Annotated in this window: 24 protein-coding genes and 1 pseudogene; 19 read left to right on the forward strand and 6 right to left on the reverse strand. The window is 65.8% G+C overall.

The annotated features are described in order from the left end of the window. The first annotated feature begins 258 nt into the window (after positions 1–258). Positions 259–1,113: a DegV family protein gene (locus U5709_RS09005; protein WP_321971096.1), complete on the forward strand. Its 855-nt coding sequence runs from the start codon at positions 259–261 to the stop codon at positions 1,111–1,113. A gap of 45 nt (positions 1,114–1,158) precedes the next feature. Then, complete coding sequence (locus tag U5709_RS09010) at positions 1,159–1,551, forward strand: holo-ACP synthase (RefSeq protein ID WP_321971095.1); 393 nt, start codon at positions 1,159–1,161, stop codon at positions 1,549–1,551. Positions 1,552–1,740: 189 nt separating this feature from the next. On the opposite strand, the gene U5709_RS09015 is transcribed toward U5709_RS09010, so the two are convergent. Both U5709_RS09015 and U5709_RS09020 read right to left on the reverse strand, forming a co-directional pair. Then, a complete protein-coding gene (locus U5709_RS09015; RefSeq protein ID WP_321971094.1) occupies positions 1,741–4,605 on the reverse strand; it encodes a molybdopterin-dependent oxidoreductase in 2,865 nt (954 codons plus the stop codon). Then, a complete protein-coding gene (locus U5709_RS09020; protein WP_321971093.1) occupies positions 4,605–5,456 on the reverse strand; it encodes an FAD binding domain-containing protein in 852 nt (283 codons plus the stop codon). Before U5709_RS09020 ends, U5709_RS09015 begins: the two co-directional genes overlap by 1 nt. A 268-nt stretch (positions 5,457–5,724) precedes the next feature. Here U5709_RS09020 and U5709_RS09025 point away from each other — a divergent pair, with 268 nt between their 5' ends. Then, entirely contained in the window at positions 5,725–6,357 is a 633-nt protein-coding gene (locus tag U5709_RS09025) for a Pr6Pr family membrane protein (protein ID WP_321971092.1), read from the forward strand. 89 nt (positions 6,358–6,446) lie between these two features. Next, complete coding sequence (locus U5709_RS09030; RefSeq protein WP_321971091.1) at positions 6,447–7,154, forward strand: aquaporin; 708 nt, start codon at positions 6,447–6,449, stop codon at positions 7,152–7,154. A gap of 153 nt (positions 7,155–7,307) precedes the next feature. Here U5709_RS09030 and U5709_RS09035 read toward each other — a convergent pair whose 3' ends face one another. Both U5709_RS09035 and U5709_RS10690 read right to left on the reverse strand, forming a co-directional pair. Continuing rightward, positions 7,308–8,147 (reverse strand): LysR substrate-binding domain-containing protein, encoded by an 840-nt coding sequence (locus U5709_RS09035; RefSeq protein ID WP_321973243.1) that lies wholly within the window; start codon positions 8,145–8,147, stop codon positions 7,308–7,310. Next, positions 8,089–8,235 (reverse strand): annotated as a pseudogene (locus U5709_RS10690) (hypothetical protein); the annotation flags it as partial. The gene U5709_RS09035 and the pseudogene U5709_RS10690, both read right to left, overlap by 59 nt. A 334-nt stretch (positions 8,236–8,569) precedes the next feature. Between U5709_RS10690 and urtA the strand changes: the two are divergent. From urtA to rsmI, 15 genes are all read left to right on the forward strand, one after another. Next, positions 8,570–9,856, forward strand: a complete 1,287-nt coding sequence (gene urtA, locus U5709_RS09040; RefSeq protein ID WP_321971090.1) for an urea ABC transporter substrate-binding protein — start codon at positions 8,570–8,572, stop codon at positions 9,854–9,856. A 10-nt stretch (positions 9,857–9,866) separates the two neighbouring features. Next, entirely contained in the window at positions 9,867–10,772 is a 906-nt protein-coding gene (gene urtB / locus U5709_RS09045) for an urea ABC transporter permease subunit UrtB (protein WP_321971089.1), read from the forward strand. A 9-nt stretch (positions 10,773–10,781) separates the two neighbouring features. Next, positions 10,782–11,879, forward strand: a complete 1,098-nt coding sequence (urtC, locus tag U5709_RS09050) for an urea ABC transporter permease subunit UrtC (protein ID WP_321971088.1) — start codon at positions 10,782–10,784, stop codon at positions 11,877–11,879. Next, complete coding sequence (urtD, locus tag U5709_RS09055) at positions 11,879–12,685, forward strand: urea ABC transporter ATP-binding protein UrtD (protein WP_321971087.1); 807 nt, start codon at positions 11,879–11,881, stop codon at positions 12,683–12,685. The genes urtC and urtD overlap by 1 nt, the downstream gene beginning before the upstream one ends. Further along, positions 12,686–13,390: an urea ABC transporter ATP-binding subunit UrtE gene (gene urtE / locus U5709_RS09060; RefSeq protein WP_321973244.1), complete on the forward strand. Its 705-nt coding sequence runs from the start codon at positions 12,686–12,688 to the stop codon at positions 13,388–13,390. It abuts the gene before it with no gap. Between the two features lie 413 nt (positions 13,391–13,803). Then, entirely contained in the window at positions 13,804–14,106 is a 303-nt protein-coding gene (gene ureA, locus U5709_RS09065; RefSeq protein ID WP_321973245.1) for an urease subunit gamma, read from the forward strand. 12 nt (positions 14,107–14,118) lie between these two features. After that, on the forward strand, positions 14,119–14,544 hold the full coding sequence (gene ureB, locus U5709_RS09070) for an urease subunit beta (RefSeq protein WP_321973246.1): 426 nt from the start codon (positions 14,119–14,121) through the stop codon (positions 14,542–14,544). 2 nt (positions 14,545–14,546) lie between these two features. Further along, positions 14,547–16,268, forward strand: coding sequence for an urease subunit alpha (ureC, locus tag U5709_RS09075; protein ID WP_321973247.1), 1,722 nt, complete (start codon positions 14,547–14,549; stop codon positions 16,266–16,268). 9 nt (positions 16,269–16,277) lie between these two features. Next, the gene (locus tag U5709_RS09080; RefSeq protein ID WP_321971082.1) at positions 16,278–16,859 is read left to right on the forward strand and encodes a hypothetical protein; all 582 of its coding nucleotides are present in this window, start codon (positions 16,278–16,280) and stop codon (positions 16,857–16,859) included. Then, entirely contained in the window at positions 16,813–17,550 is a 738-nt protein-coding gene (locus U5709_RS09085) for an urease accessory protein UreF (protein WP_321973248.1), read from the forward strand. The genes U5709_RS09080 and U5709_RS09085 overlap by 47 nt, the downstream gene beginning before the upstream one ends. A gap of 11 nt (positions 17,551–17,561) precedes the next feature. Beyond that, on the forward strand, positions 17,562–18,173 hold the full coding sequence (gene ureG / locus U5709_RS09090; protein ID WP_321973249.1) for an urease accessory protein UreG: 612 nt from the start codon (positions 17,562–17,564) through the stop codon (positions 18,171–18,173). Beyond that, complete coding sequence (locus tag U5709_RS09095; RefSeq protein WP_321973250.1) at positions 18,170–19,069, forward strand: urease accessory protein UreD; 900 nt, start codon at positions 18,170–18,172, stop codon at positions 19,067–19,069. The genes ureG and U5709_RS09095 overlap by 4 nt, the downstream gene beginning before the upstream one ends. Positions 19,070–19,188: 119 nt before the next feature. Then, on the forward strand, positions 19,189–19,719 hold the full coding sequence (locus U5709_RS09100; protein ID WP_321973251.1) for an isochorismatase family cysteine hydrolase: 531 nt from the start codon (positions 19,189–19,191) through the stop codon (positions 19,717–19,719). Positions 19,720–19,904: 185 nt separating this feature from the next. Continuing rightward, positions 19,905–20,951, forward strand: a complete 1,047-nt coding sequence (locus U5709_RS09105; protein ID WP_321971077.1) for a glucan 1,3-beta-glucosidase — start codon at positions 19,905–19,907, stop codon at positions 20,949–20,951. Further along, positions 20,951–21,799, forward strand: coding sequence for a 16S rRNA (cytidine(1402)-2'-O)-methyltransferase (gene rsmI, locus U5709_RS09110; protein ID WP_321973252.1), 849 nt, complete (start codon positions 20,951–20,953; stop codon positions 21,797–21,799). The genes U5709_RS09105 and rsmI overlap by 1 nt, the downstream gene beginning before the upstream one ends. 77 nt (positions 21,800–21,876) lie before the next feature. Here rsmI and U5709_RS09115 read toward each other — a convergent pair whose 3' ends face one another. Then, positions 21,877–23,013, reverse strand: a complete 1,137-nt coding sequence (locus tag U5709_RS09115; protein WP_321973253.1) for a 5-methyltetrahydropteroyltriglutamate--homocysteine S-methyltransferase — start codon at positions 23,011–23,013, stop codon at positions 21,877–21,879. A 111-nt stretch (positions 23,014–23,124) separates the two neighbouring features. Further along, entirely contained in the window at positions 23,125–24,042 is a 918-nt protein-coding gene (locus tag U5709_RS09120; RefSeq protein WP_321971074.1) for a LysR family transcriptional regulator, read from the reverse strand. Between the last annotated feature and the right edge of the window lie 152 nt (positions 24,043–24,194).

The following is a 24,194-nucleotide window of genomic DNA, read 5'->3' on the forward strand; positions in this document are numbered from 1 at the left end:
CCCTCTCTGCATTCGCGCGCCGCAGGTGTAATAGTCCAAAGCGTAACAAGCCTGTGTAGTATACCTTCTCACTTTTCGGTGTGCAGCACATGTTGGGCGGCCGAGCGCGGGCGCACCGCCGCCGAGATATGTAGGTTATGTTTTGACTTGGATGGTGCCATATGATTGCTGCGCATAGTTTGAGCTGCGCGTTATTCAGCTTTGACTTTTGAACCGAGTTAGAAAAATTCGCAAAACCAGGACAAGAGGGGCAAAGACATGAACGATATCGTCATCATCGCCGAGACCGGTTGCGACGTTTGTGCCGCTGAGGCGGCCGAGCTGGGCGTCGTCCTGGTCCCCATGCACGTCGCCATCGGCGACAAGACCATCGACGACGGCGAGATCTCCGGCGCCGAGATGCTCGAGGAGTGCCGCCAGCTCGGCGTGCTCCCGCGCACGAGCGGCTGCACCCCGGGCGACTTCGCGGCCGTCTATGACCGCATCCACGGCAAGCGCCCCGAGGCGCAGATCCTCATAATCGCTTATTCGGCTGTGACCACCTGCTCGTTCGAGTCCGCGCGCACCGCCGCCGAGGGCCGCGACTATGTGCACATGTTCGACACCGCCCACGTGACCATCGGTCAGGGCCTCGTCGTGACCGAGACCGCCCGTCACCTGGCTGCCAACCCCGACATCTCGGTCGAGGAGCTCCGGGCCTGGGGCGAGGGCCTCGCGCGCCGCGTGCGCATGGGCTTTATCCCCGGCGACCTCGGCTATCTGCGTGCGGGCGGCCGTCTTTCCAACGCGGCGTTCGTGGGCGCCACGCTGCTGCGCATCAAGCCGGTCATCGAGGTCGTGGACGGCAAGCTCGTGGCCACAAAGAAGCTCCGCGGCTCCATGGAGAAGGCCGTCGTCCAGCTCATCGACCTGCTCGCCTCGCAGGGCGACTACGACCGCGATCTTGTGTGCTTCGTGCGCTCGTGCGGCCTGCCCGAGTCCGTGCAGCGGGCTGCTGAGGAGCACGCGCGAGAGCTCGGCTTCGCGCATTTGCGCTGGTACGAGACGGGCGACGTGATCACCTCCCACTGCGGCCCCGGCTCGTTCGGCGTCGCCTTCGCCGCCGCCGAGTAGCTGCGCTATTCTCTTTGCCGTGGGCGTTTTTGCGAGGAGGCCGCTTTGATTAAGGGCGTGGGCATAGACCTGGTCGATCTTGAGGAGTTCCGCCGCATCTGCGAGGGTTTCTGCGCGAAGACCGACGAGCCTTGCGCCTTCGTGGCGCGGACCTTTACCGCGCCCGAGCTCGCGCAGGCCCGCGAACGCCACGACGCCTGCCAATACCTTGCGGGACGTTTTGCCGCAAAGGAAGCGGTGTTTAAGGCCGTTGCCCCTCTGACCTGCGACGGGTTTGATTTGCGCCGTGTCGAGACCATCGATGCGCCGAGCGGCCAGCCACAGGTGAACATGGGCGGCGCTCTTGCCGAGACCTATGCCGCGGCCGGCGTCGGGTCGATCCTCGTCTCTATAACGAATGAATCGGGCTTCGTAGAGGCCATCGCCCTTGCGCAGTGAGGCGGATTCGCGCCTCGCGCACGCAATATCTCGCTAAGTATGCAAACAAACTCGAGGTCGCCGAGCATCGTTGCTACTCGCTAAAGAAAAAACCGCAGGTCAGAGGCCTGCGGTTTTCTTGTCTACTCGGCAAATCCGATTTTGATCGCATGCTTAGCGGTGCTTTTGCTGTAAACGCGCTTCCGAGGGCTATTCCGCCGCGGGCCGCTGCGGGTTTCGGGGCTCCGGGGCCTGGAGCGCGTCGCCGTGCAGCGCCTTCTCGGGCGTGATGGGCAGCTCGCGCACGTAGTTGCCGGTCGCGTGGGCCACGGCGCTTTGGATCGCGGGCGGCGGCGTGTTGATGACGACCTCGCCGATGGACTTCGCGCCGAAGGGGCCCGTGGGCTCGTAGCTGGGCATGAACTCCACGCGCACGTCGGGCACGTCCATGCGGCTCGGGATCTTGTACTGCATGAAGGAGTCCGTGCGCATGCGGCCGCGGGCGTCGTAAGAGACGTCCTCGCACATGGCCATGCCGATGCCCTGCACAAGGCCGCCCTCGACTTGAACGCGCGCGAGGTTCGTGTTGATCACCGTGCCGCAGTCGACGACGGCGGCGTAGTCCACGAGGTCGTACTTGCCCGTCTCGCGGTCGAGGTCGATGGTGGCTACGGCGGCGATAAAGGGCGGCGGCGACTGCGGCTGGGTGTTCGAGCCGTGGCCCGAGAGCATGCCGGGGTTGAGCCCGAAGCCGATGGCGCGGTTGGCCATCTCGGCCACGGTCATCTTGTAGCTGCCGTCGGAGCTGTACACGAGGCCGGAGTCGAACTCGATGTCCTCGACGTCGATCTCCCACCACTGGGCCGCCAAGGCGCAGATCTTGTCGCGCAGGTCCGTGGCCGCCTTGACCACGGCGCCGCCCGTCGTGTACGTGCCCGACGATGCGTAGGCGCCCGTGTCGAAGGGGGAGGTGTCGGTGTCGACGCCCTTGGTGATCACGTGGTCGACGTCGCAGCCCAAGATCTCGGCCGCGATCTGCGCGAGGATGGTGTCGGCGCCCGTGCCCACGTCGGTCGCGCCGATTTTGAGCACGTAGAAGCCATCGTCTTCCAGCGTGATGTCCACGTTGGCGATGTCGACGTTGGAGATGCCCGAGCCCTGCATGGTGAGCGCCACGCCGCGCGCGCGGACGCGGCCGTCGGGCAGCTCCTCCACCATGGGCTTGCGCTTCCAGCCGGTGAGCTGCATGACGCGCTCGAGGCACTCGTCGACGCGGCAGCTGCGAAGCGGCTCCTGCCCGAGCTGCCAGAGCGTCTCGCCGGTCTTGACCAGGTTCTTGAAGCGGATCTCGCAGGGGTCCATGCCCAGGGTGTCGGCTAGCTCGTTGACCGTGGACTCGACGGCGAAGCAGCCCTGCGTGGCGCCGTAGCCGCGGAAGGCGCCGCCCGGCATGGTGTTGGTGTAGACCACGTCGTAGTGGAAGCGGCTGGCGGCGTGGTTGTACAGCGGCAGCGACTTGGCGCCGACGAGGCCGATGGTGGTCGTGGCGTGGTACCCGTAGGCGCCGGCGTTCGAGAGCGCATAGAGGTCGATGGCGGTGATGGTTCCGTCCTTCTTGGCGGCCATCTTTACCTTGAGCTTCATCTCGTGGCGAGAGTTCGAGCAGCTCATCGTCTCGACGCGGGAATAGATGCTCTTGCAGGGACGGCCGAGGCGCCACGCGGCCAGCGCCGCGAAGACCTCGCAGCAGCCGGTCTGCTTGGCGCCGAACGCGCCGCCGACGCGCGGCTTGATGATGCGCACCTGGCTTTTGGGGATGCCCAGGGCCGTGGCCACCTGGCGGCGGATGTGGAAGGGGACCTGCGTTGACGAGACCACGGTGAGGCGGCCGAAGGCGTCGGTGTAGGCGTAGCAGCGCATCGTCTCCATCATTGCCTGCTCGGCGGCCTGGGTGTGGTAGTCGCGCTCGAGCACGACGTCGGCCTCGGCGAAGGCGCCGTCGACGTCGCCGAACTCGAAGCAGTCGCTGGCCACGAGGTTGCGCTTGGGGTCGCCCGTGCGGTCGGCGCCGTAGGCCCAGTCGTCCTCGTCATGGATGACGGTCTCGTTGTCGAGGGCCTCGGAGCAGTCGAGGATCACGGGCAGCTTCTCGTAGGTTACCTTGACGGCCTTGACGGCGGCCGCGGCGGCCTCCTCGGTCTCGGCCACGACGATGGCGACCTCGTCGCCCACGTAGCGCACGGTGGAGTCGAGGATCACGGTGTCGTAGGGGGAGCACTCCAGGTAAGACTGGCCGGCCAGCGTGAAGCGGTTGTGCGGCACGTCGTCGGGGCCCCAGATGGCGACGACGCCGGGGATGGCGAGCGCGCGGGTCGCGTCGACCTTGGTCACGCGGGCGTGGGCCTGGCCGCTGCGGACCATCTTGACGATCAAGCAGTCCTTGGGCGCGAGGTCGTCCACATAGGCGGGCTTGCCGGCAAGAAGCGCGTAGGCGTCCTTCTTGACGGCGGGGGAGGAGAGCGTGCTGCCGCGGTCGGCGGATGTGACGCCCTTGCCCGCAGCCTTGACCTGCTTCTCCATCTGCATCGCGGCCTCGGAGCGCTCCGAGAGCTTGCCCGCGGGGTTCTTGCGGCGGGCGAGGAAGCGGCGGATGGCGCGCATCTGGCTCGCGTAGCCCGAGCAGCGGCAGAGGTTGCCGGAGAGCTCGCGGCGGATCTCTTCGTCGGTGGCGTTCGGGTGGCGCAAGTCGAGCGCGAGCACGTCCATCTCGAGGCCGGGGGAGCAGAAGCCGCATTGCTCGGCGCCCTCCTCGGCCATGCAGCGGGCGAATTCCTCGCGCGCGGGGCCAACGCCTTCGAGCGTGGTCACCTCGTGGCCGTCCACGCGCGCCATGAGCACGGAGCACGAGAGCACGGGCTCACCGTCGAGCCACAGGGTGCACAGGCCGCAGTTGCTCGTTTCGCAGCCGCACTTGACGGACTTGATGCTGTGCTCGCGGCACCAGTTAAACAGCGTCTGGTCGGGCGCGAAATCGCCCGTGACCTGCTGTCCGTTGAGGGTAAACGTCATCTTCATTACTGCGAGATCCCCCTCGGCTTGTTGGCTTCGGCTGCACGGGCGAGCTCTTCCTCAACGCTCGATTGCGCCGCGGCAGCCTGGATAGCGCGGCGCGAGAGGACCTCCGCGAGCTCGGCGCGGTACTCGGCGCTGCCGCGGCGGTCGGTGCCGTAGTTGAGGTAGCGGGCGTTCTCGCAGGCGGCGGCGAGCTGCTCATTAGTAAAGCCGACGGGCAGGGCGAGGTCGTCTCCCTCGAGGAACTTGGCCTTCTTGGGGCGGGCACCGACGGCGAGGTGCCACTCGTTTTCCCACAGCGCCGCGCAGACGTTGAGGGTCGAGAAATCCGTGGCAGAGTTGCGCAGGCACTGGAAGCTCGCGCGGTAATCGTGCTTCTTGACGACGATGCGCTCGAGCACGTCGCGCGCGGCGCCGCCGTTGACGAAGTCGGCGAAGCGCATCGTGCCCGCGCCCGTGAACTCGCACCAGGTATCGAGCGGCAGAAGCGCCGTCACGATGTCGGAGAAGCCCATACGCGCGTAGGCCGAGCCGCCCACCGTGGCGAGGTTTCGGAACTGCGTGCCGATGATGTCGTGCACGCCGTCGGTAAAGACGCCGCGGGTCATCTGCTTGAAGGCCTCGTGGTTCTCGAGCTGCCCCAGCGTGACCATGGCGCCGATGATAAAGGCGCCGTCGGTCTCCTCGATGGTATTGAGGCCGCACCCGGAAAGATCGATGCCCACGGGGATGGTTCGGTCCGAGAGTCGAAGCCACATCATGCCGCCGATGATGGTGGCGAGCCTGTTCTCCTGCAGCAGGTCAAAGGCCTCCTGCGGGGTGTCAGGGCGAACGTACTGCTCGAATTTGAGCACGGTTCCTCCTCGAAGACGCGTGCATGTTTGGGCATAAAATCTAAGTCTACATCAGGAAAAATGCCGGACACGAGGGCGTAACCAACCTGCGTTGTACTTTCTAAAGTGCATCGCGCGCTCAATAAAGTGCATCGCGCCGCTCAACGGCTTGTTGGGGCGCGGCATTTTCGCGCTGCGTTTTGTGCGCGAACACTAGCATGTCGTGCCAGTGAATAATCTGGAGGTCAAGATGGGCGTTAGCTGTAGAAACGCTTCAATAATCTTTAAGTTGGCCTTGGCTGTTGCCGGCACCATTGCCCTGATTGCGCAGTGCGCCGAGCACCCGTCGAGCTTCTGGTACTTCTTCACGCACATCTCGAACATCGCCGTGGTGGCCTACCTCTACGTTGCGGGCGTCGCCGCCATACGCGACCCCGCCCACGCGAGCAGGCCGCCCGCGCCGCGCGTCGAGCACGCGCTCATCCTCGCCATCACGGTGACCTGCCTTGTCGCGCACTTCATGCTGAACGGCGGGGGAGTCTTTTCCGATGGCGCCTTCCATCCGCAGATGCTCGTCATGCACTACGTGGTGCCGGTAGGCATGGTGGCGAGTTGGCTTCTCTTCGACGAGAAGGGCAGCATGGACTGGAAAGAGCCTCCGAGCTGGGCGTTGTTTCCTCTTGCCTACGTCGCCTACATTTTTGTGGCCGTGCTCGGCCTCGGCGTGACGGTGGGCGAGAGCTCGCTCGGCAGCGGCCGCTGGCCGTATCCGTTCCTCGATGTCGATGCGCTCGGGGCGCTCACCGTGGCCCTCATCATCGTCGCGCTCCTCGTCTTCTTCGTCGCGTTCGGGTATTTGTACGTTGCTATCGACCATGCGCTCGCCCGCTGCTCGCGACGGGTTTCTGGAGGTCGCGTTTAACTTCGCCCGGCAAAGATGCGCCTCAAGGGCGTGTTAGGATTTTGACCTATCACCATCCATAGTTCGTCCTCAATTCGCAACGGAGCATCATGGACAACGCAATGAAGAAGTACGCTGCCGAGTTCGTCGGAACCTTCGTCCTCACCCTCTTCGGCTGCGGCACCGCCGCCATCGCCGGCGCCGCCGTGGGCACCGTGGGCATTGCGCTCGCCTTCGGCCTCTCCGTCGTCTGCATGGCCTTCGCCATCGGCAACATCTCCGGCTGCCACATCAACCCGGCCGTCTCGCTCGCCGTCTTCCTCGACAAGCGCATGGGCTCCAAGGACCTCATCGGCTACTGGGTTGCCCAGTTCCTCGGCGGCATCGCCGCGGCGGCTGTCCTCGTGTTCATCATCACCAACTGCGCCGGCTCCAGCGTGGCCGACCTCGGCCTCGGCTGCAACGGTTACGAGGATGCCAGCTCCATGAACATCACCCTTATCGGCGCCATCGTCGTTGAGGTCATTCTTACCTGTGTCTTCGTCATGACCATCTTGGGCGTTACCGCCGACGAGAAGCGGTCCCCGTTCGCGGGCCTCGTCGTCGGCTTCGCCCTCACTTTCGTGCACCTTTTCGGCATCGCGCTGACCGGCACCTCCGTGAACCCGGCCCGTTCCTTCGGCCCGGCCTTGTTTATGGCCCTCTGCGGCGGCTCCACCGTCGCCCTCTCGCAGGTGTGGGTCTTCATCGTCGCCCCGCTCGTGGGCGCCGCCCTCGCTGCCGGCATCTACCGCTTCCTTAACGTCAAGAACGACTAGTCTTCGCCGTCGGTCCGCGCTCGTCGCGGCATTTCGAGCAAGCAAAAGGCACATCCCCATCGCGCGGCGCGCTTTTTTTATAGATGCCGCCGAGCCGGCCCCCTGATTTAGAGGGTTTTGCGCCCTCGGTTTCGCGCGCACGACGCATAACCCTCATAAACAGGGGTTTATCAGCCTAAAAATCAGGGTTTTGCGTCGTGGCGGAAATACCGGCAACGCAAAACCCTCGAATTCAGGGCCGATGCTTTCGGTGGGGGTTGATCGGGCGCAACACGAGGGGTCATCCTCTTCGTGTTGCCGCGGGTACATCGCCGAGAAGAAATACCCGCGATCGTTTGCGAGAAGCTCGCGGCTCTCCTCGAGTGAGGTGGCCTCGCGGATATTCGAGACGATCCCCGCGTCGCGGTACATGACGAGGATCGACGTGTTGAACGTGTCGTACCAAGGCGACACCGCCGCAGGGTAGTCGGCGAGGTCTGCCGCGGACACCATTGGGCTCTGGGCGAGCGGGTGGTCGCGCGAGATCATGATGCCGGTCGAGAGCTTGCCCGCCGGCGTGCGTTTGATGGTCTCGCGGTCGAGGGCGCCGATGGTCACGAGGGCATCGACGGATGCGCCGAGGTCCTTCCTCACGGTCTGGGGGTTGACGATGGAGAAATCGACGTCGACACCGATCTTTTCGTGGGCGAATTCCGCGAGCGACCGGGTGAGCGCGTCGGACCCCTGGAAAACGGGGGGGCGGAAGCAGGGCAGGCCCGCGGCCGCTTCGTCGCCCTCCTCGGGGAACGCCTCGAGCCTGAGGAATGCCGTGACGGCGACGCGGGCCTTCTTGTAGAAGGCGCGGCCTGCGCTCGTCGCGGAGATGGAGCGGTTCGCGCGCGAACCGCTTGACGCCGACCTTACGTTCGAGATCGTTGATCGCTCTGGAGACCGCCTGCACGGTAATGCCCTGGCTCTTGGTCGCCAAGGGGAAGCTCGAGTGCTCGAACACAAAGACGAAATACTTGATCCGATTGATGTTCATAGCCGTCCCAAGTTGCCGCTCGCAGGCACCTCGCCGACGTTTATGTATAAGAAGCATCGTCAACGAGAAGTTGAAGACGGAATTTTCGCGACGGTCAACCGAGAACCGCTCGCGTATCGGTGAGCGTTACCGGTTGGGCCGTCCATAAGACGCGGGAGTGGACATGGGGACTGTCCCTTTGTCCACTCCACCGAAGTGTTTCCGCAAAGATTCGGTTTACGCACGTGGTTTCCCGTGCGTTTCGGTTTATCAACCGCTTTACCAGCCAAAACACGACGTTTGTTACTTAGCGCAACGTTTGCGTTTCGCCGTTCGCCGCCAGATACCTACCGCTTGCCGCCCGCACGTATAACTGCAGCCATCCAATCGGACACGAAGAAAGGAAGGCTGGATGGCGGCAACTCAGACACAGCTGAGCCGGCGCTCGTTCGTGGGCCTCATGGGCCTTACGGGCGCCTCGGCGGCCCTTGCGGGCTGCAGCGGCAGCGCCGTCGCCTCAGTGACGGCGGCCAAGGGCGGTGACGCCTCCACGGCGTCGGCCGACGGCGTCGACGGCGTCTTCGGCGACACCATCAAGGTGGGCATCCTCCATTCGCTCTCGGGCACCATGGCAATCTCGGAGACCTCGGTGCGCGACGCGGAGATGCTCGCCATCGACGAGATCAACGCGGCCGGCGGCGTGCTCGGCAAGCAGATCGTGGCCGTCGTCGAGGACGGCGCGTCCTCCAACGCGACCTTCTCCGAGAAGGCCACGAAGCTTCTCGACTCCGACGGCGTGGCCTGCGTCTTCGGCTGCTGGACGTCCTCCTCGCGCAAGGCGGTGCTGCCGGTCTTCGAGGCCAAGAACGGCCTGCTCTGGTACCCCGTCCAGTACGAGGGCATGGAGTCCTCCAAGAACATCTTCTACGTGGGCGCGGCCCCCAACCAGCAGATCGTGCCGGCCGTGGACTACCTCGCCGAGAAGTACGGCCCCAAGATCTTCCTCATGGGCTCCGACTACGTCTTCCCGCGCACGGCCAACTCCGTCATCAAGGCGCAGGCCGCGGCCAAGGGCTACGAGATCGTGGGCGAGACCTATACCCCGATGGGTCACACCGACTACGCCACGATCATCAACAAGATCCGCGCGGCTAAGCCCGACTTCGTGTTCAACACGCTGAACGGCGACTCCAACGTGAGCTTCTTCAAGCAGCTTAAGGACTCCGGCCTGGGCCCCGAAGACGTCATGACGTGCTCGGTCTCGGTGGCCGAGGAGGAGGTCAAGGGCATCGGCGCCGCCTACTGCGAGGGCCACTTGGTCTCCTGGAACTACTACCAGACCACCGACACCGAGGCTAACCGCAAGTTCGTGGCCGCCTACAAGGCCGCCTACGGCGACGCCCGCGTGACCGACGACCCCATCGAGGCCGGCTACGACGCCGTTTATCTCTGGAAGGCCGCCGTCGAGGCCGCCGGCTCCACCAACGTCGACAAGGTCCGCGCGGCCGCGGGCGGCATCAGCTTCGAGGCGCCCGAGGGCACCGTCACCATCGACGGCGACAACCAGCACATGTACAAGCCCGTGCGCATCGGCGCCGTCAACGCCGACGGCCTGATCGACGAGGTCTGGTCCACCGGCGACCCCGTGAAGCCCGACCCGTATCTGTCGACCTACGACTGGGCCGCGGGCCTTTCTTAGGAGGTGTGACGTGGAAACCATAATCATGCAGGTGTTCAACGGCATCAGCCTGAGCTCCATCCTGCTTCTGGCCGCCATCGGCCTGGCCATCACCTTCGGCCTCATGGGCGTCATCAACATGGCCCACGGCGAGTTCATGATGATCGGCGCCTACACGGCCTACGTCGTGCAGAACGTCTTTCTCGGCATCGCGGACGGCGCGGCCTTCGGCGCTTACGTGCCGGTGGCCATCGTGGCGTCCTTCGTCGTCGCGGCCGCCCTCGGCCTCGTCCTCGAGAAGCTCGTCATCTGCCGCCTGTACGGGCGCACCGAGGACTCGCTGCTCGTGACCTGGGGCGTGAGCCTCATCCTGCAGCAGGCGGCGCGCAACATCTTCGGCGCCTCCAACGTGGGCGTCGAGGTCCCCGGGTACATGATGGGGTCCCTCCAGATCGGCAACGTCTACCTGCCCTACACGCGCATCTGGATCCTCGTCATCGCCGTCGTGGCCATCGTCGCCGTCTACGTGCTCATGTTCCGCACCCGCTGGGGCCGAAACATCCGCGCCGTCATGCAGAACCGCGAGATGGCCTCTTCCCTCGGCGTCAACACCCGCCGCGTCGACGGCGTCACCTTCGCCTTCGGCTGCGGACTTGCGGGCCTCGCCGGCTGCACCCTCACCTGGATCGGCCTCATCGGCAGCAGCCTCGGCCAGGACTATATCGTCAACGCCTTCATGACCGTTGTCTGCGGCGGTGTCGGCTCCATCTTCGGCAGCGTCTTCGGTGCGGGCTTCATCGGCATCGGGCAGTCCGCGTTCGAGTTCGCGACCGACGCCTCCATGGGACAGGTGCTCATCTTCGTCTGCATCGTCATCCTGCTGCAGTTCAAGCCCAAGGGCCTCTTCGAGACCCACAACCGCTCGCTCGAGGATTAGGGGAGGACCATGACCGAGAAGAAATCAAAGAAGTGGGTCGTGGCGGCGGTCATCTTTGCCGTGCTCGCCGTCCTGCCCTTCCTGCTCCCGATGTTTCGCGTGAACCTCATCGGCAAGTACATGTGCTTCGCCATCATCGCCTTGGGCCTCGACATGATCTGGGGCTACACCGGCATCATGAGCCTGGGCCACGGCGTCTACTTCGGCCTCGGCGCCTACGTGATGGCCATGTACCTCAAGCTCGAGGCGTCCGGCGGGGCCTTGCCCGACTTCATGACCTGGAGTGGGTTCGACAGCCTGCCCTTCTGGTGGGTGCCTTTCGGCAACGCCGGGTTCGCCTTCGCCATGGTCGTCGTCGTGCCCGTGGTCGTGGCCGTCGTCATCGGCCTGCTAACGTTCCTGAACCGCATCCGCGGCGTCTACTTCACCATCCTCTCGCAGGCGCTCGCCATGATCTTGTCGGTGCTGCTCATCGGCTGCCAACAGTACACCGGTGGCTCGAACGGCCTCACCGACTTCGACACGCTGCTGGGCTTCTCGCTCGACTCGGGCGCCACGAAGCTCGCACTGTACTACATCACGCTCTTTGCGCTCATCGCCATCTTCTGCCTGTGCACGTTCCTCGTCGGCCGCCGCGTGGGCAAGATCCTCGTGGCCATCCGCGACTCCGAGAACCGCGTGCGCTTCACCGGCTACAACACGGCGCTGTTCAAGGTGTTCGTCTATGCGCTGTCGGCCGCTATCGCGGGCATCGCCGGCGCCCTGTACGTCGCCCAGGTGGGCATCATCACCCCTTCCGACGTGGCCGTCTCCGGCTCCATCGAGATGATCATCTGGGTCGCCATCGGCGGCAAGGGCACGCTCGTGGGGCCGATCCTGGGCGCGCTTGTGGTCAACGGCGTCAAGACCTTCGCGTCCGAGAGCTTCCCGGACCTCTGGAGCTACGGCCTCGGCCTTGTGTGCGTGCTCGTCATCCTGTTCCTGCCGGGCGGCCTCATGTCCATCAAGGACGTGCCGGCGCGCATCCGCGCTTGGCGCGAGCGCAGGCAGGGCGGCGCGGGTCTGCCCGCGTCCGCTGAACTCACCGAAGAAGGGAGCCAGGCATAATGGCTGATATCGCAACCGCGACCGAGGCGGCGCCCGCGCCCGCCGCTGCCGACGAGAAGCCGGCACTTCTCTCCATCGAGGACGTGAGCATCAACTTCGGCGACTTCAAGGCCATCAAGGGCGTGTCCACGACGGTGGGGGAGAACGAGATCCGCTTCTTCATCGGCCCCAACGGCGCCGGCAAGACGACCATGCTCGACGCTATCTGCGGCAAGAACAAGGTCTCCGAGGGGCGCATCGTCTACAAGGGCGAGTACGACCTCACCAAGATGCGCGAGTACAGAATCGCCAACCTCGGCATCGGGCGCAAGTTCCAGGCGCCGTCGGTGTTCAACGGCATCACCATCCTGGAGAACATGGAGCTCGCCGCGGCCGGCAAGCACACGCTGTACTCCACCACGTTCAAGCGCCTGTCCAAGGACACCGAGGACCACATCCGCTACGTGCTTGACTTCATCGGCCTCGACGGCAAGAAGTTCGACTATCCCACGCGCCTCTCGCACGGCGAGAAGCAGTGGCTCGAGATCGGCATGTTGCTCGCCGAGCGCCCGGACCTGTTGCTGCTCGATGAGCCCGTGGCCGGCATGAGCCGCCGCGAGACCGAGCACACGGCCGAGCTTCTGCAGAAGGTCAAGAATGAGTGCTCCGTCATCGTGGTCGAGCACGACATGCAGTTCGCGAAGGACGTCTCCGACAAGGTGACGGTTTTTCACGAGGGGCGGGTCCTCGACGAGGGCACGATGGACGACGTGTCCAACAACCAGCAGGTCATCGACGTCTATTTGGGACGCGGAGGTGAGGCGTAAATGGCGAGCGAGAAAGCGGTGCTCGAGGTAAGCGGCCTTTGGGCGGGCTACGGCGAGGGCATGGTCCTGCAGGGCGTCGATTTGGCGGCCGAGCGCGGGAAGGTCACCTGCCTCGTCGGCCGCAACGGCGCGGGAAAGACCACGACGCTCAAGACCGTCATGGGGCTTCTTCCCGCGGCGAAGGGCGCGGTGCGGGTTGAGGGCGCGGACGTGACGGCGCTTGCGCCCTACGAGCGGGCGCATGCCGGCATCGGCTACGTGCCGCAGGGCCGCGAGATTTTTCCGCAGCTCACGGTGCGCGAGAACCTGCAGCTGGGGCTCGAAGCCCGTGGCGGCAAGGGCGAGATCGATGAGTCCATCTTTGAGACCTTCCCGATCCTGCGAGAGTTTCTCGACCGCAAGGGCGGCGACCTCTCCGGCGGCCAGCAGCAACAGCTCGCCATTGCCCGAGCGCTCATGGGCAAGCCGAAGGTGCTCGTGCTCGACGAGCCGACCGAGGGCATCCAGCCCAACGTCATCGACGAGATCGGCGACGTTTTGCGCAAGCTCTCCAAGGACATCGCCGTTTTGATCGTCGAGCAGTACCTGGAGTTCGTTCTGGGCATCGCCGACGAGTGCTACGTGCTCGAGAAGGGCCAGGTCATCATGAGCGGCGCCCCGGCCAAGCTCGACCAAGCCAAACTTCAGGAGACGATGTCGCTCTAGGGCGGCTTTCGGGCCGTTTCTGGGCGCGGGGCCGCGGCGCGAGGATGGTTCGCGTCGCGGCCCCGCCGGTTTTCGGGCGTCCGACGCACAAACTTCGCCGAGTGCGCACCTTAATTCGAGAGTGCTCGGTACAAAGGGACCAGGCCCGGCGATTTCCTGCGGTTTTCTTGCCTCAAATGGCCCTTATACAGGCTCGACTCAGATTTAGGTGCGCACTCGGCGGAGTTTGTGAGTCGCCGGCCGTATTCCGCGTCGCAAAACGTGGTCCGCGGGCACCTCTGCGCTTTGTTTCGGCGTGTTTCGGCGTGTTACGCGCGTCGCCCGGGCCGGTAAAGGCTCGGTGACCCGGTCGGATACGGCCGTAGGATACGAATCAGACCTGCGCAAACCGAATGCGGCAGGAAGGGAGCCACATGCGTCTTAACGATAAGGACCGGGAGAAGCTCATGCTGCACCTGGCGGGCACGCTCGCCCACGAGCGCAAAGACCGCGGCCTTAAGCTCAACTATCCCGAGGCGGTCGCCCTCATCAGCTCCGATTTGCTGGAGCTCGCCCGCGACGGCCACGACGTCTCGGAGCTCATGAGCCTCGGCCGCCAGATCCTCACCGCCGACGACGTCATGGACGGCGTCGCCTCCATGGTCAAGGAAGTGCAGGTAGAGGCCACTTTCCCGGACGGCACCAAGCTCGTGACCGTCCACGACCCCATCCAGTAGAAAGGCATCGCCATGATTCCAGGAGAGGTCATCTGCGCCGAAGGACCCATCACGCTGAACGAGGGCCGCGCGGTTCTGGAGCTTCCCGTCACCAATCTCGGCGACCGGCCGGTGCAGGTCGGCAGCCACTTCCACTTCTTTGAGGTCAACCGCTGCCTGAGTTTCGACCGCGCCGCCGCCTTCGGGTATCGCCTCGACGTGCCCAGCGGAAACTCCGTGCGCTTCGAGCCGGGCGAGGAGAAGGTCGTGCGCCTTGTGGAGCTGGGCGGCGAGCACGTCGTCTACGGCCTCAACGACCTCACACGCGCCAAGGCCGTGGGGCGAAACCAGCCCGCCGGCCTGGAGCGCGCGCACCGCCGCGGCTTCGGCGCCTACGTCGAGGGAGTCGCCTGCGGTTTCGCGCCTGGTTGGGACGCCGACATCGAGGAGGCCGAGTAGCCATGTCTTTGCAGATTTCCCGCGAGAAGTACGCGGCGATGTACGGCCCCACGACGGGCGACAAGGTGCGCCTCGCCGACACAAGCCTCGTCATCGAGGTCGAGCACGACCTCACCACCTACGGCGATGAGGCAAAGTTCGGCGGCGGCAAGACGCTTCGCGACGGCATGGGCCAAAACGTGCGCTCCACGAGCGCCGACGGCGTGCTCGACCTCGTCATAACGAACGCCCTCGTGCTCGACTACACCGGCATCTACAAGGCCGACATCGGCATCAAGGGCGGCTACATCGTGGGCATCGGCCACGCCGGCAACCCCGACACCATGGACAACGTGACCCCCGGCATGACCGTGGGCGCCGGCACCGAGGCGCTCGCGGGCGAGGGGCTCATCCTCACCGCCGGCGGCATCGACACCCACATCCACTTCATCTGTCCGCAGCAGATCGACTGCGCCCTCTACTCCGGCGTGACCACCATGATCGGCGGCGGCACCGGCCCGGCCGACGGCACCAACGCCGTCACCTCGACGCCCGGCCCCTGGAACATCATGATGATGCTCAAGGCCGCCGAGGATTACCCCATGAACCTGGGCTTTACCGGCAAGGGCAACTGCTCCGACGAGCGCCCGCTGGCCGAGCAGGTCGAGGCCGGCGCAATCGGCCTCAAGGTCCACGAGGACTGGGGCGCGACTCCTGCGGCCATCAACCACGCACTTAACGTGGCCGATGCCTATGACGTGCAGGTTTCTCTCCACACGGACACCCTGAACGAGGCCGGTTGCGTTGAGGACACCATCGCGGCAATCGGCGGGCGCGCCATCCACACCTACCACACCGAGGGCGCCGGCGGCGGCCATGCGCCGGACATCATCCGCGCGGCGGCCGAGCCCAACATCCTGCCCAGCTCGACCAACCCGACCATGCCCTTCACGGTGAACACCCTCGACGAGCACATGGACATGCTCATGGTCTGCCACCACCTCGACAAGTCCATCCCCGAGGACGTGGCCTTCGCGGACTCGCGCATCCGCCCGGAGACCATCGCCGCCGAGGACGTCCTGCAGGATATGGGCGTCTTCTCGATGATGAGCTCCGACTCGCAGGCCATGGGCCGCGTGGGCGAGGTCATTACCCGCACGTGGCAGACGGCCTCGAAGATGCGCGACCAGCGAGGGGCGCTGCCCGAGGACGAGGGGCACGGCAACGACAACTTCCGCGCCCGCCGCTACGTGGCCAAGTACACGATCAACCCCGCCGTCACCCACGGCATCGCCGACTACGTGGGCTCCGTCGAGGTGGGCAAGTTCGCCGACCTCGTGCTGTGGAATCCCGCCTTCTTCGGCGTGCGCCCGGACATCATCGTCAAGGGCGGCATGATCGTGGCCTCCAAGATGGGCGACGCCAACGCGTCGATCCCCACGACGGAGCCGGTGACGTATCGCCACATGTTCGCGGCCGACGGGCTGGCGCGCGCCACGAGCTGCCTCACGTTCGTCTCGCAGGCGGCGCTCGACCTCGAGGTGCCGAAGCAGCTGGGCCTCAAGAAGCACTGCTGCGCGGTGCGTCGCTGCCGAGACATCACCAAGGCCGACATGCGCCTAAACGACGCCACGCCCGCCATCGAGGTCGATCCGGAGACCTACAAGGTGACGGTCGACGGCAGCCTCGCCGAGTGCGAGCCCGCCCGCAAGCTGCCGCTCGCGCAGCTCTACAACCTGTTCTAGGGGGTCGGCATGCTTTGCGAGAAGGTCCTGGGCAACCTGAGCGACGCGGCGTTTGTTGCTAGCCTCGGGGAGTTTACGGTCGACCACGTCGACGTCGACTGGCACGAGGCGTTCAAGATGCTCCACCGCAAGACGAGCGAGCAGGGGCGCGAGGTCGGCGTGCGCCTGGGCGACTGGGTGCTCTCGCGCGGGCTTTCGGACGGCGACGTGCTCGGCGCGGAGGTCGGCGCGGACGGCGAGAAGGCCGTGGTCGCCGTGCGCCTTTTGCCGACGAAGTGCCTGGTCATCGATGTGGACGCGGGCCACTCGTTCATGCTCGCGCGCGTCGGCTGGGAGGTCGGCAACACCCACACCCCGCTCTTTTGGGGCGAAGGCGGCCTGCAGCTGCTCTGCGAGCACACCGAGCCCGTCGAACGGCTGCTCGCTGGCCTGCACGGCGTTGCCGTGGGCGTGGGCGAGCGCGTGCTCGACCCGGCGCGGCGCGTCTCGGCGAGCGCGCACGTGCACCCGCACGGGCACGGGCACGAGCACGGGCACGCCGGCCATGGGCACGGCGGCCACGAGCACTGCCACCACCATGACCACGAGTGACGTGCCCCGCGAGCTGCTGCTCCTTCAGATCTGCGACTCCGTCTTTCCTATCGGCGCCTACTCGCACAGCTTTGGCCTGGAGACCTACATCCAGCTCGGCATCGTCCGCGACAAGGCCACGGCGGCGCGCTACGTGGAGCAGCAGATCCGCTACCCGCTGACCTACACGGAGCTTCTCGGCATGCGGCTCGCCTATGAGGCCGCGGCGGCGGGCGACCTCGCGCGCGTGGCCGACCTCGAGGCCCTCATGGCGGCCGCGCGCGTGCCGTCCGAGTGCCGCGAGGCCTCCCGGCGCATGGCCGCGCGCTTCTGCAAGACGGCCGCGGCGTTTCTTGCCGGCGAGGCGGCGGAGCGCTTTTCGGCCTACGTCGGCGAGGCCGCTGCGCGCGGGCGCCACATGGTCAACGCCGCCTATGGCGTCTTCTGCGCGCTCGCGGGCATCGACCTCTGCGAGCTGCTCCGCCGCTACCTCTATGCGCAGGTCTCGGCCATGGTCGTCAACTGCGTGAAGACGGTGCCCCTCTCGCAGACCGCCGGGCAAGAGATCCTCTTTGCGTCGGCGTCGGCGCAGGCCGAGGCGGTCGAGCGCGCGCTGGAGGCGGACGAGGGGCTGCTGGGCCTCTCGATGCCCGGCTTCGACACCCGCTCCATCGAGCACGAGACGCTCTACTCGCGCCTCTACATGAGTTAAGGAGAAGTTCAATGTCCTATGTACGCATCGGCGTGGCCGGCCCTGTGGGCTCGGGAAAAACGGCCTTGATCGAGGCCCTGACGCGCAAGATGGCCTCCGAGTACTCGCTGGGTGTGGTGACCAACGACATCTACACCAAGGAGGACGCCGAGTTTCTCTGCGCCAATTCCGTGCTTCCGGCCGACCGCATCGTGGGCGTCGAGACGGGCGGCTGCCCGCACACCGCCATCCGCGAGGACGCGAGCATGAACCTCGAGGCCGTCGAGGCCATGGTCGAGGCCCACCCCGATATCCAGGTCATGTTCGTCGAGTCCGGCGGCGACAACCTCTCGGCCACCTTCTCGCCGGAGCTCGCCGATGCGACGATCTTCGTCATCGACGTCTCCGAGGGCGACAAGATCCCGCGCAAGGGCGGCCCCGGCATCATGCGCTCTGACCTGCTCGTCATTAACAAGATCGACCTCGCGCCGTACGTAGGCGCCTCGCTTGAGGTCATGGATCGCGACTCCCGGCGCATGCGAGGGCAGCGCCCGTTCGTCTTCACCGACATCCGCGAGGGCACCGGCGTTGACGACGTCGTGGCCTGGATCAAGAAGTACGTCCTGCTCGAGGACCTCGCGTGAGAAAGGACGGGTCAAACAAGTTCGGCAGGGCCTCTGAGCTGCGGCTTATTGCCGAGCGACGCGGCGAGAAGACCGTGCTCGCCGACGTGGCCGCAACGATGCCCTTCCGGGTGATGCGCCCCTTCGAGGTGCCCACGGCAAAGATCGCCGGAGCGGCTGCGGGCGAGGGCTTGGCCCCGGTTGCCGCCCAGGTGATGGTCATGTCCGCCTCGGCCGGCATCATGGCGGGCGACGCCCAGTGCGTTGACGTCTGCGTCGGCGCCGGCGCGGCCCTGCAGGTAACGACGCAGGCCTTCGACAAGGTGCACCGGATGGGGGAGGAGGAGTCTGCCTCGCGCGAGACGCGGCTTCGCGTGGCCAACGGCGGCTTTCTCGATTACTCGCCGCAGCCGATGATCCCCTTCGCGGGTTCGGCTTATGCGGCGAGCGCGTCCGTCGAGCTCGCGGGTCCGGACGCCAGCCTTGTTTACGAGGAGGTCCTCTCGTGCGGCCGAGCGGCCCGCGGCGAGCGCTTCGGCTACCGCAGCTTCCGCAACCGCGTGTGCGTGGACGTGGCCGGCGCTCCTGTCTACGTGGACAATACCGTTTATGAGCCGGACCGCATGCCGATGGAGGAATTCGGTCTTTACGAGGGGTTTTCTCATCTGGGCAACATGGTGCTGGTCAACTGCCGTGTTGGCGAGGCGGCGTTTCTTGCCGCGCGCGACTACCTGCGCGAAGAGACGGGCGTCATCGGCGCCGCGGCCGGCTCGCCCGTGGGCGCATCGGCGGGGTCCGAGGCCGTTGCGGGCGGCGTTACCCGGCTTGCCTCCGGCGACGTCTGCGTGCGTCTTTTGGGCCACCGCGCCCAACGCGTCGGCGACGTCCTCTCCCGCGCCCGCGCTCTCCTCATATGACACGGGGACAGCTCCTTTGTCAATCGCTGAGCCACCGCGTTTCCTCCGCTAATATTCAGATCAGTGGACAAAGGGACTGTCCCTTTGTCCACTTCACCCGCTGCGACGAAGGAGCCGCCATGGCCAATAACTACCTGCTCGTCATTGATATGCAGAACGATTTTGTGGACGGGGCGCTCGGCACTCCCGAGGCCGGAGCCATCGTCGACGCCGTGGCCGAGCGTGCCCGCGGCTTCGAGGGGCAGGTCGTCTTTACCCGCGACACCCACGGCCCCGATTACCTGCAGACGCAGGAAGGCAAGAACCTCCCCGTGACCCACTGCGTGCGCGGCACCGCCGGCTGGGAGCTCGCGCCCGCCCTCGCCGAGGTGCGCTCCGAGCTCGGCGCCCCCGTCATCGATAAGCCCACCTTCGGCTCCACCGAGCTCGTCGCGTGGCTCGTCGCCCGCAACGCCGAGGCACCCATCGACTCCATCGAGCTCTGCGGCCTCTGCACCGACATCTGTGTGGTGAGTAATGCTCTGCTCATCAAGGCGGACCTGCCCGAGGTGCCGCTTTGCGTGGACTCCAAGCTCTGCGCCGGCGTCACGCCCCAGAGCCACGAGGCGGCCCTCTCCACCATGCGCAGCTGCCAGGTGGACGTGCGCTGAGCGCGCCCTTGAGCCGCCAGACGCGCCCGCTGCAGGTCCCGCCCGTGCTCACTGCAGGTCCCGCACCCGCCCGCTGCAGGTAAAAGCATGAATAAATAGTTCTTTAACCCGGCGACGCGAGTATTGTTGTCCGGTCCGGCCGTTATACTCCAAATCAGGCGAAGAAACTGTTTTCGGAGGTGCCCATGGCAGGCGTTGCGTTGCACGGCGTCAACTTGACGGGTTGGCTCACCTTGGAGCCGTGGGTCACGCCCGAGCTCTTTGCCGATTCGGGCGCCCTCGACGAGGAAGCGCTGGTAGAGGCCGTCGGCGAGAAGCGCTATGCCGCCATCGTGGAGGAGCACCGTGCGGAGTTCATCACGCGAGACGACTTTATGCGCATCGCCGCGCGCGGCTTCAACGCCGTGCGTCTCTCGGTGCCTTGGTACGCCTTCGGGGACGACGGCCCCGAGCATGGCCCCTACGTCGGTTGCATCGAGCACGTCGACGATGCGCTGGGCTGGGCCGAGGAAATCGGCCTCAACGTCATCTTCTCGCTGGCCATCAATCCCGGCGCCGCCCACGACCGCGAGGTCATGTGCCGCGACCTGGCCGACATGGGCCTCTCGCGCGGCACGGCGCTCGACGTGGTGTATCGCCTCTCCAAGCGCTACGCGCACCGCACCGGGTTCTACGGCATCGAGGTCGCGGACAATGTCGTGGTGCAGCGCAGGGTCGGCTTCTCGCTCACCGACGGTGTCCCGCAGCATCAGCTACGCAACTATTACCGCGAGGCTTATGAGCTGGTGAGAAACGCCGCCGGCGACGAGCCCGTGGTCATCATGCCCGACGGCGGCTTCCCGGCCGGCTTTACCAACTTCATGGCGCAGCGCCACTACCGCAACGTGTGGGTGGACACCCATATGGACCACGGCTTCGGCAAGCACATCGACGTCACCGGCCCCTCCGGCGTTCGCCGGCTGGTCGATGCGCAGAAGAAGGTCCTGCGCGCCGCGGCAAAGACCGGCATGCCCGTCATGGTGGGCAAGTGGTCGAGCGCCCTTCCGGTGGCCGACGCGCAGATGACGCCCGAGGGCCGCATCGCGCTCGAGCGTGTCTACGCTTCCGAGCAGCTCGGCGCGTACGGCGGCTGCGCGGCGTGGTTCTTTAGCACGTGGAAGACCTCGGGGCTTCTCACCAACTGGGATGCGCGCGTGGCGCTCTCCAGCTTCGAGCGCGGGATGATCGTCTGATGGCGGGACTGCTCTCCATCGTCGGCACGCCCATCGGCAACCTCTCCGACGCCTCGCCGCGCGTGATCGAGACGCTCGGCGGCGCCGACGCGGTGCTGTGCGAAGACACGCGCGTGACGGGCAAGCTGATGAGCGCGTTCGATTTGCACGTGCGCCTCGAGCGCTGCGACGAGAACGTGATCGCGCAGCGCGCGGCCGGCATCGTTGAGCGCATCGCCGCAGGTGAGCGCATCGCCTTCGTGTCCGACGCGGGCATGCCGGGCGTGAGCGACCCTGGGCAGCGCCTGGTGGACGCGGCGCTCGATGCGGGCCTCGCCGTCGAGGTCGTGCCGGGCCCCTCGGCCGTTACCTGCGCGCTCGTGGCCTCCGGTCTCGCGAGCGAGCACTTCTTTTTCGAGGGGTTCTTGCCGCGCAAGAAGTCCGCGCAGTTGGCGAGGCTCGAGGAGCTGGCCACGATTCCCGGCGCCCTCGTGATCTATGAGTCGCCCCGGCGCGTGGCCGAGACGCTCGCCAATGTGGCCGAGGTGTTCCCGGTCCGTCACGCGGCGCTCGTGCGCGAGCTCACGAAGCTCCACGAAGAGTGCGTGCGCGGGTTTTCCGGTGAGCTCGCGGAGGAAATCGCCGCGCGCGGGGAGGTCCGCGGCGAGTGCGCCGTGGTCATCGCCGCGCCGACGGCTGAGGAACTCGATGAGCGCCGCCGCGCCGTTGCCGGCTGTCCCGCGAGCCTGGAGGACGCCATCGCCGAGGGCCTTGTTGCCGGCGAGCCGAAAAGCGCCCTCGCCAAGCGCCTCGCCCGCGAGTTCAAGCTTCCCAAGTCCGACATCTACGACGCCATCCTCGCCCACTAACGACCTGCAAAAGGGACAGTCCCCAATGCTGGTAGTACCAGCATTGGGGACTGTCCCTTTTGCAGGTTGGCGGTCGTCTACCGGTCCTCGCCCCAGACGCGCCCGGCCACGCGACGCACCAGCGCGACCTTGGCCCACTGCTCGTCTTCGGTGAGCTTGTTGCCGCACTCGCAGGAGGCGAAGCCGCACTGCGGCGAGAGACACAGGTTCTCCAGCGGCACGTACTTGGCGGCCTCGTTCACGCGCTCGACCAGCAGCTCCTCGTCCTCAAGGCCCGGCTGCTTGGAGGTAACGAGCCCCAGCACGACCTTCTTGCCCGCGGCCACGTGGGCGAGCGGCTCGAAGCCGCCGGCGCGCGGCGTGTCGAACTCCAGGTAGAAGGCATCGACGTTCTCGCTCGCGAAGAGGTACGGCGCGATCGGCTCGTAGCCGCCCTCGAAGGCATAGGTGGAGTGATAGTTGCCGCGGCAGACGTGGGTGTTTATCACGAGGTCGGCGGGCTTGCCCTCTATGGCCAGGTTGTTGATGTGCACGAGCAGCTCGGAGACCTTCTGGATGTCCACGGGCTGCATGCCGGTCTTGGCCACGAAGTCGCGGTCGCAGTAGATGCCCCAGGTGCAGTCGTCGAACTGGATGTTGCGGCAGCCGGCGGCGTAGAGGTCGGAGATCACGGTGCGGTAGGCGGCCGCGATATCCTCAATAAGCGCCTGGTCATCGGGGTAGACGGAGCGCAAGCTCTCCACCTGGCCGTCGCAGCGGTCGAGGATGACCTCGGAGTAGGTCTGGGCAGGCGCGGGCATGGTCTGTCGCGCGGCGACGCCGTCTTCCTCAAGCGCCTTCACGAACTTGAAGTGCTCGACGAAGGGGTGGTTCTCGCCGGAGACCTTGCCGGTCACGACGGCGGTGTCGGCCGTGGTCTCCTCGTCGTGGAACATGTAGCCCTGGCGGCTCTCTCGACGCTCGATGCCCTGCAGGCCCCACATAAAGTCTAGGTGCCAGTAGCTGCGGCGGAACTCGCCGTCGGTGATCACGTGGAGGCCCGCGGCTTTCTGCTTGGCCACGAGGTCGCGGATGGCCTCGTCCTCAACGGCGCGCAGCTCAGCGGCTCCAATGACGCCGTTGGCGAAGTCGTGGCGGGCCTGGTGGAGCACGTCGGGGCGCAGGAAGCTGCCGACGACGTCGGCGCGGAAGGGCGCGTTGCTGGTGTATGCCATGTTCGGTTCCTCTCGGTTGGTTTTCTTGGCGCAACCGAGTTTGGCAGGTAAATGGCCTATAGGGAACTATGGGGTATCTATTAGTAGCTATAGAACAAAGCTATATGGTAACTATTCCGCGGCGAGATAAGGCTTCACGTACCCCCGCAGGCGCTCGATATAGCGCTCGCCGATGTCCGAGAGGGGGCGTCCCGCCAGCTTGAGGTAGCCGACCTCCATCTCCTCGTCGGACTCGAGCGGCACGGCCACGATGTCGTCGCCGTTGAGGTCGGTCGAGAGGATACCCGAGCTGATGGTGTAGCCGTTAAGGCCGATGAGCAGGTTGAAGAGGGTCGCGCGGTCCGTGACCACGATCTGCTTGTCCACGGCCTCGGTCGGGTGCGGCTCCTCCGAGAAGAAAAACGAGTTCTGCGCGCCCTGGTCGTAGGTGAGGCGGGGGAAGGGCGCGAGGTCGCCGAGGGTGACGGACGCACGGTCCGCAAGCGGCGAGGTGCGGCTCACGAAGACGTGCGGGCGCGCGGTAAAGAGCGGCTCGAAGCGTAGCTCCGCGCGCACCACGGCGCCTGCGATGACCTCTCGGTTGAAGTGGCTGCGATAAATAACGCCCAGCTCAGAGCGCTGTGTGCGTACATCGTCGATGATTCCGGCCGTCGTCCCCTCGCGCAGTGAGAACTCGTACTTCTCGCGGCCGAGCTCGTGGACGAGCTCGACGAAGGCGTTGACCACGAAGGCGTAGTGCTGGCTGCTCACGGCGAAGACGCGGCGTGGCGGCGTGCCGTGCAGGTACTGGTTCTCGAGCAGGTCGGCCTGCTCGACGACCTGGCGTGCGTAGGAGAGAAAGCGCGTCCCCTCCTCGGTCTCGCGGACGCCGCGGGAGCTGCGCTCGAAGATGCGGACGCCCATTTCGGCCTCGAGCTCGCCCACGGCCTTCGAAAGGCTCGGCTGTGCGATGAAGAGCCGCGCCGCCGCGGCGCTGATCGAGCCGGCCTCGGCTACGGCGACGACGTATCTGAGCTGCGTGAGCGTCATGGGCTACTCCTTTTGGGACTTGCTCCTTGTTTTAAGGGTTTTGCGCCCTCCGTTTTGCCCGCAGAACGCAAAACCTCAAAAATCAGGAGGAAAATCTGGCTCTTCGGGGTTTCGTGTGGGTTCCCAAATACATAAACACGCCTGAATAGCAG

It is taken from the genome of Paratractidigestivibacter sp., from assembly GCF_963660155.1.
Classification (GTDB): Bacteria; Actinomycetota; Coriobacteriia; order Coriobacteriales; family Atopobiaceae; genus Paratractidigestivibacter.

Coding starts and splice junctions, on each gene's coding strand:
- U5709_RS09005 (WP_321971096.1), top strand. CDS start 259: ATGAACGATATCGTCATCATCGCCGAGACCGGTTGCGACGTTTGTGCC.
- U5709_RS09015 (WP_321971094.1), bottom strand. CDS start 4,605: ATGAAGATGACGTTTACCCTCAACGGACAGCAGGTCACGGGCGATTTC.
- U5709_RS09030 (WP_321971091.1), top strand. CDS start 6,447: ATGGACAACGCAATGAAGAAGTACGCTGCCGAGTTCGTCGGAACCTTC.
- urtA (WP_321971090.1), top strand. CDS start 8,570: ATGGCGGCAACTCAGACACAGCTGAGCCGGCGCTCGTTCGTGGGCCTC.
- urtC (WP_321971088.1), top strand. CDS start 10,782: ATGACCGAGAAGAAATCAAAGAAGTGGGTCGTGGCGGCGGTCATCTTT.
- urtD (WP_321971087.1), top strand. CDS start 11,879: ATGGCTGATATCGCAACCGCGACCGAGGCGGCGCCCGCGCCCGCCGCT.
- urtE (WP_321973244.1), top strand. CDS start 12,686: ATGGCGAGCGAGAAAGCGGTGCTCGAGGTAAGCGGCCTTTGGGCGGGC.
- ureA (WP_321973245.1), top strand. CDS start 13,804: ATGCGTCTTAACGATAAGGACCGGGAGAAGCTCATGCTGCACCTGGCG.
- ureB (WP_321973246.1), top strand. CDS start 14,119: ATGATTCCAGGAGAGGTCATCTGCGCCGAAGGACCCATCACGCTGAAC.
- ureC (WP_321973247.1), top strand. CDS start 14,547: ATGTCTTTGCAGATTTCCCGCGAGAAGTACGCGGCGATGTACGGCCCC.
- U5709_RS09080 (WP_321971082.1), top strand. CDS start 16,278: ATGCTTTGCGAGAAGGTCCTGGGCAACCTGAGCGACGCGGCGTTTGTT.
- U5709_RS09085 (WP_321973248.1), top strand. CDS start 16,813: ATGGGCACGGCGGCCACGAGCACTGCCACCACCATGACCACGAGTGAC.
- ureG (WP_321973249.1), top strand. CDS start 17,562: ATGTCCTATGTACGCATCGGCGTGGCCGGCCCTGTGGGCTCGGGAAAA.
- U5709_RS09100 (WP_321973251.1), top strand. CDS start 19,189: ATGGCCAATAACTACCTGCTCGTCATTGATATGCAGAACGATTTTGTG.
- U5709_RS09105 (WP_321971077.1), top strand. CDS start 19,905: ATGGCAGGCGTTGCGTTGCACGGCGTCAACTTGACGGGTTGGCTCACC.
- rsmI (WP_321973252.1), top strand. CDS start 20,951: ATGGCGGGACTGCTCTCCATCGTCGGCACGCCCATCGGCAACCTCTCC.
- U5709_RS09115 (WP_321973253.1), bottom strand. CDS start 23,013: ATGGCATACACCAGCAACGCGCCCTTCCGCGCCGACGTCGTCGGCAGC.
- U5709_RS09120 (WP_321971074.1), bottom strand. CDS start 24,042: ATGACGCTCACGCAGCTCAGATACGTCGTCGCCGTAGCCGAGGCCGGC.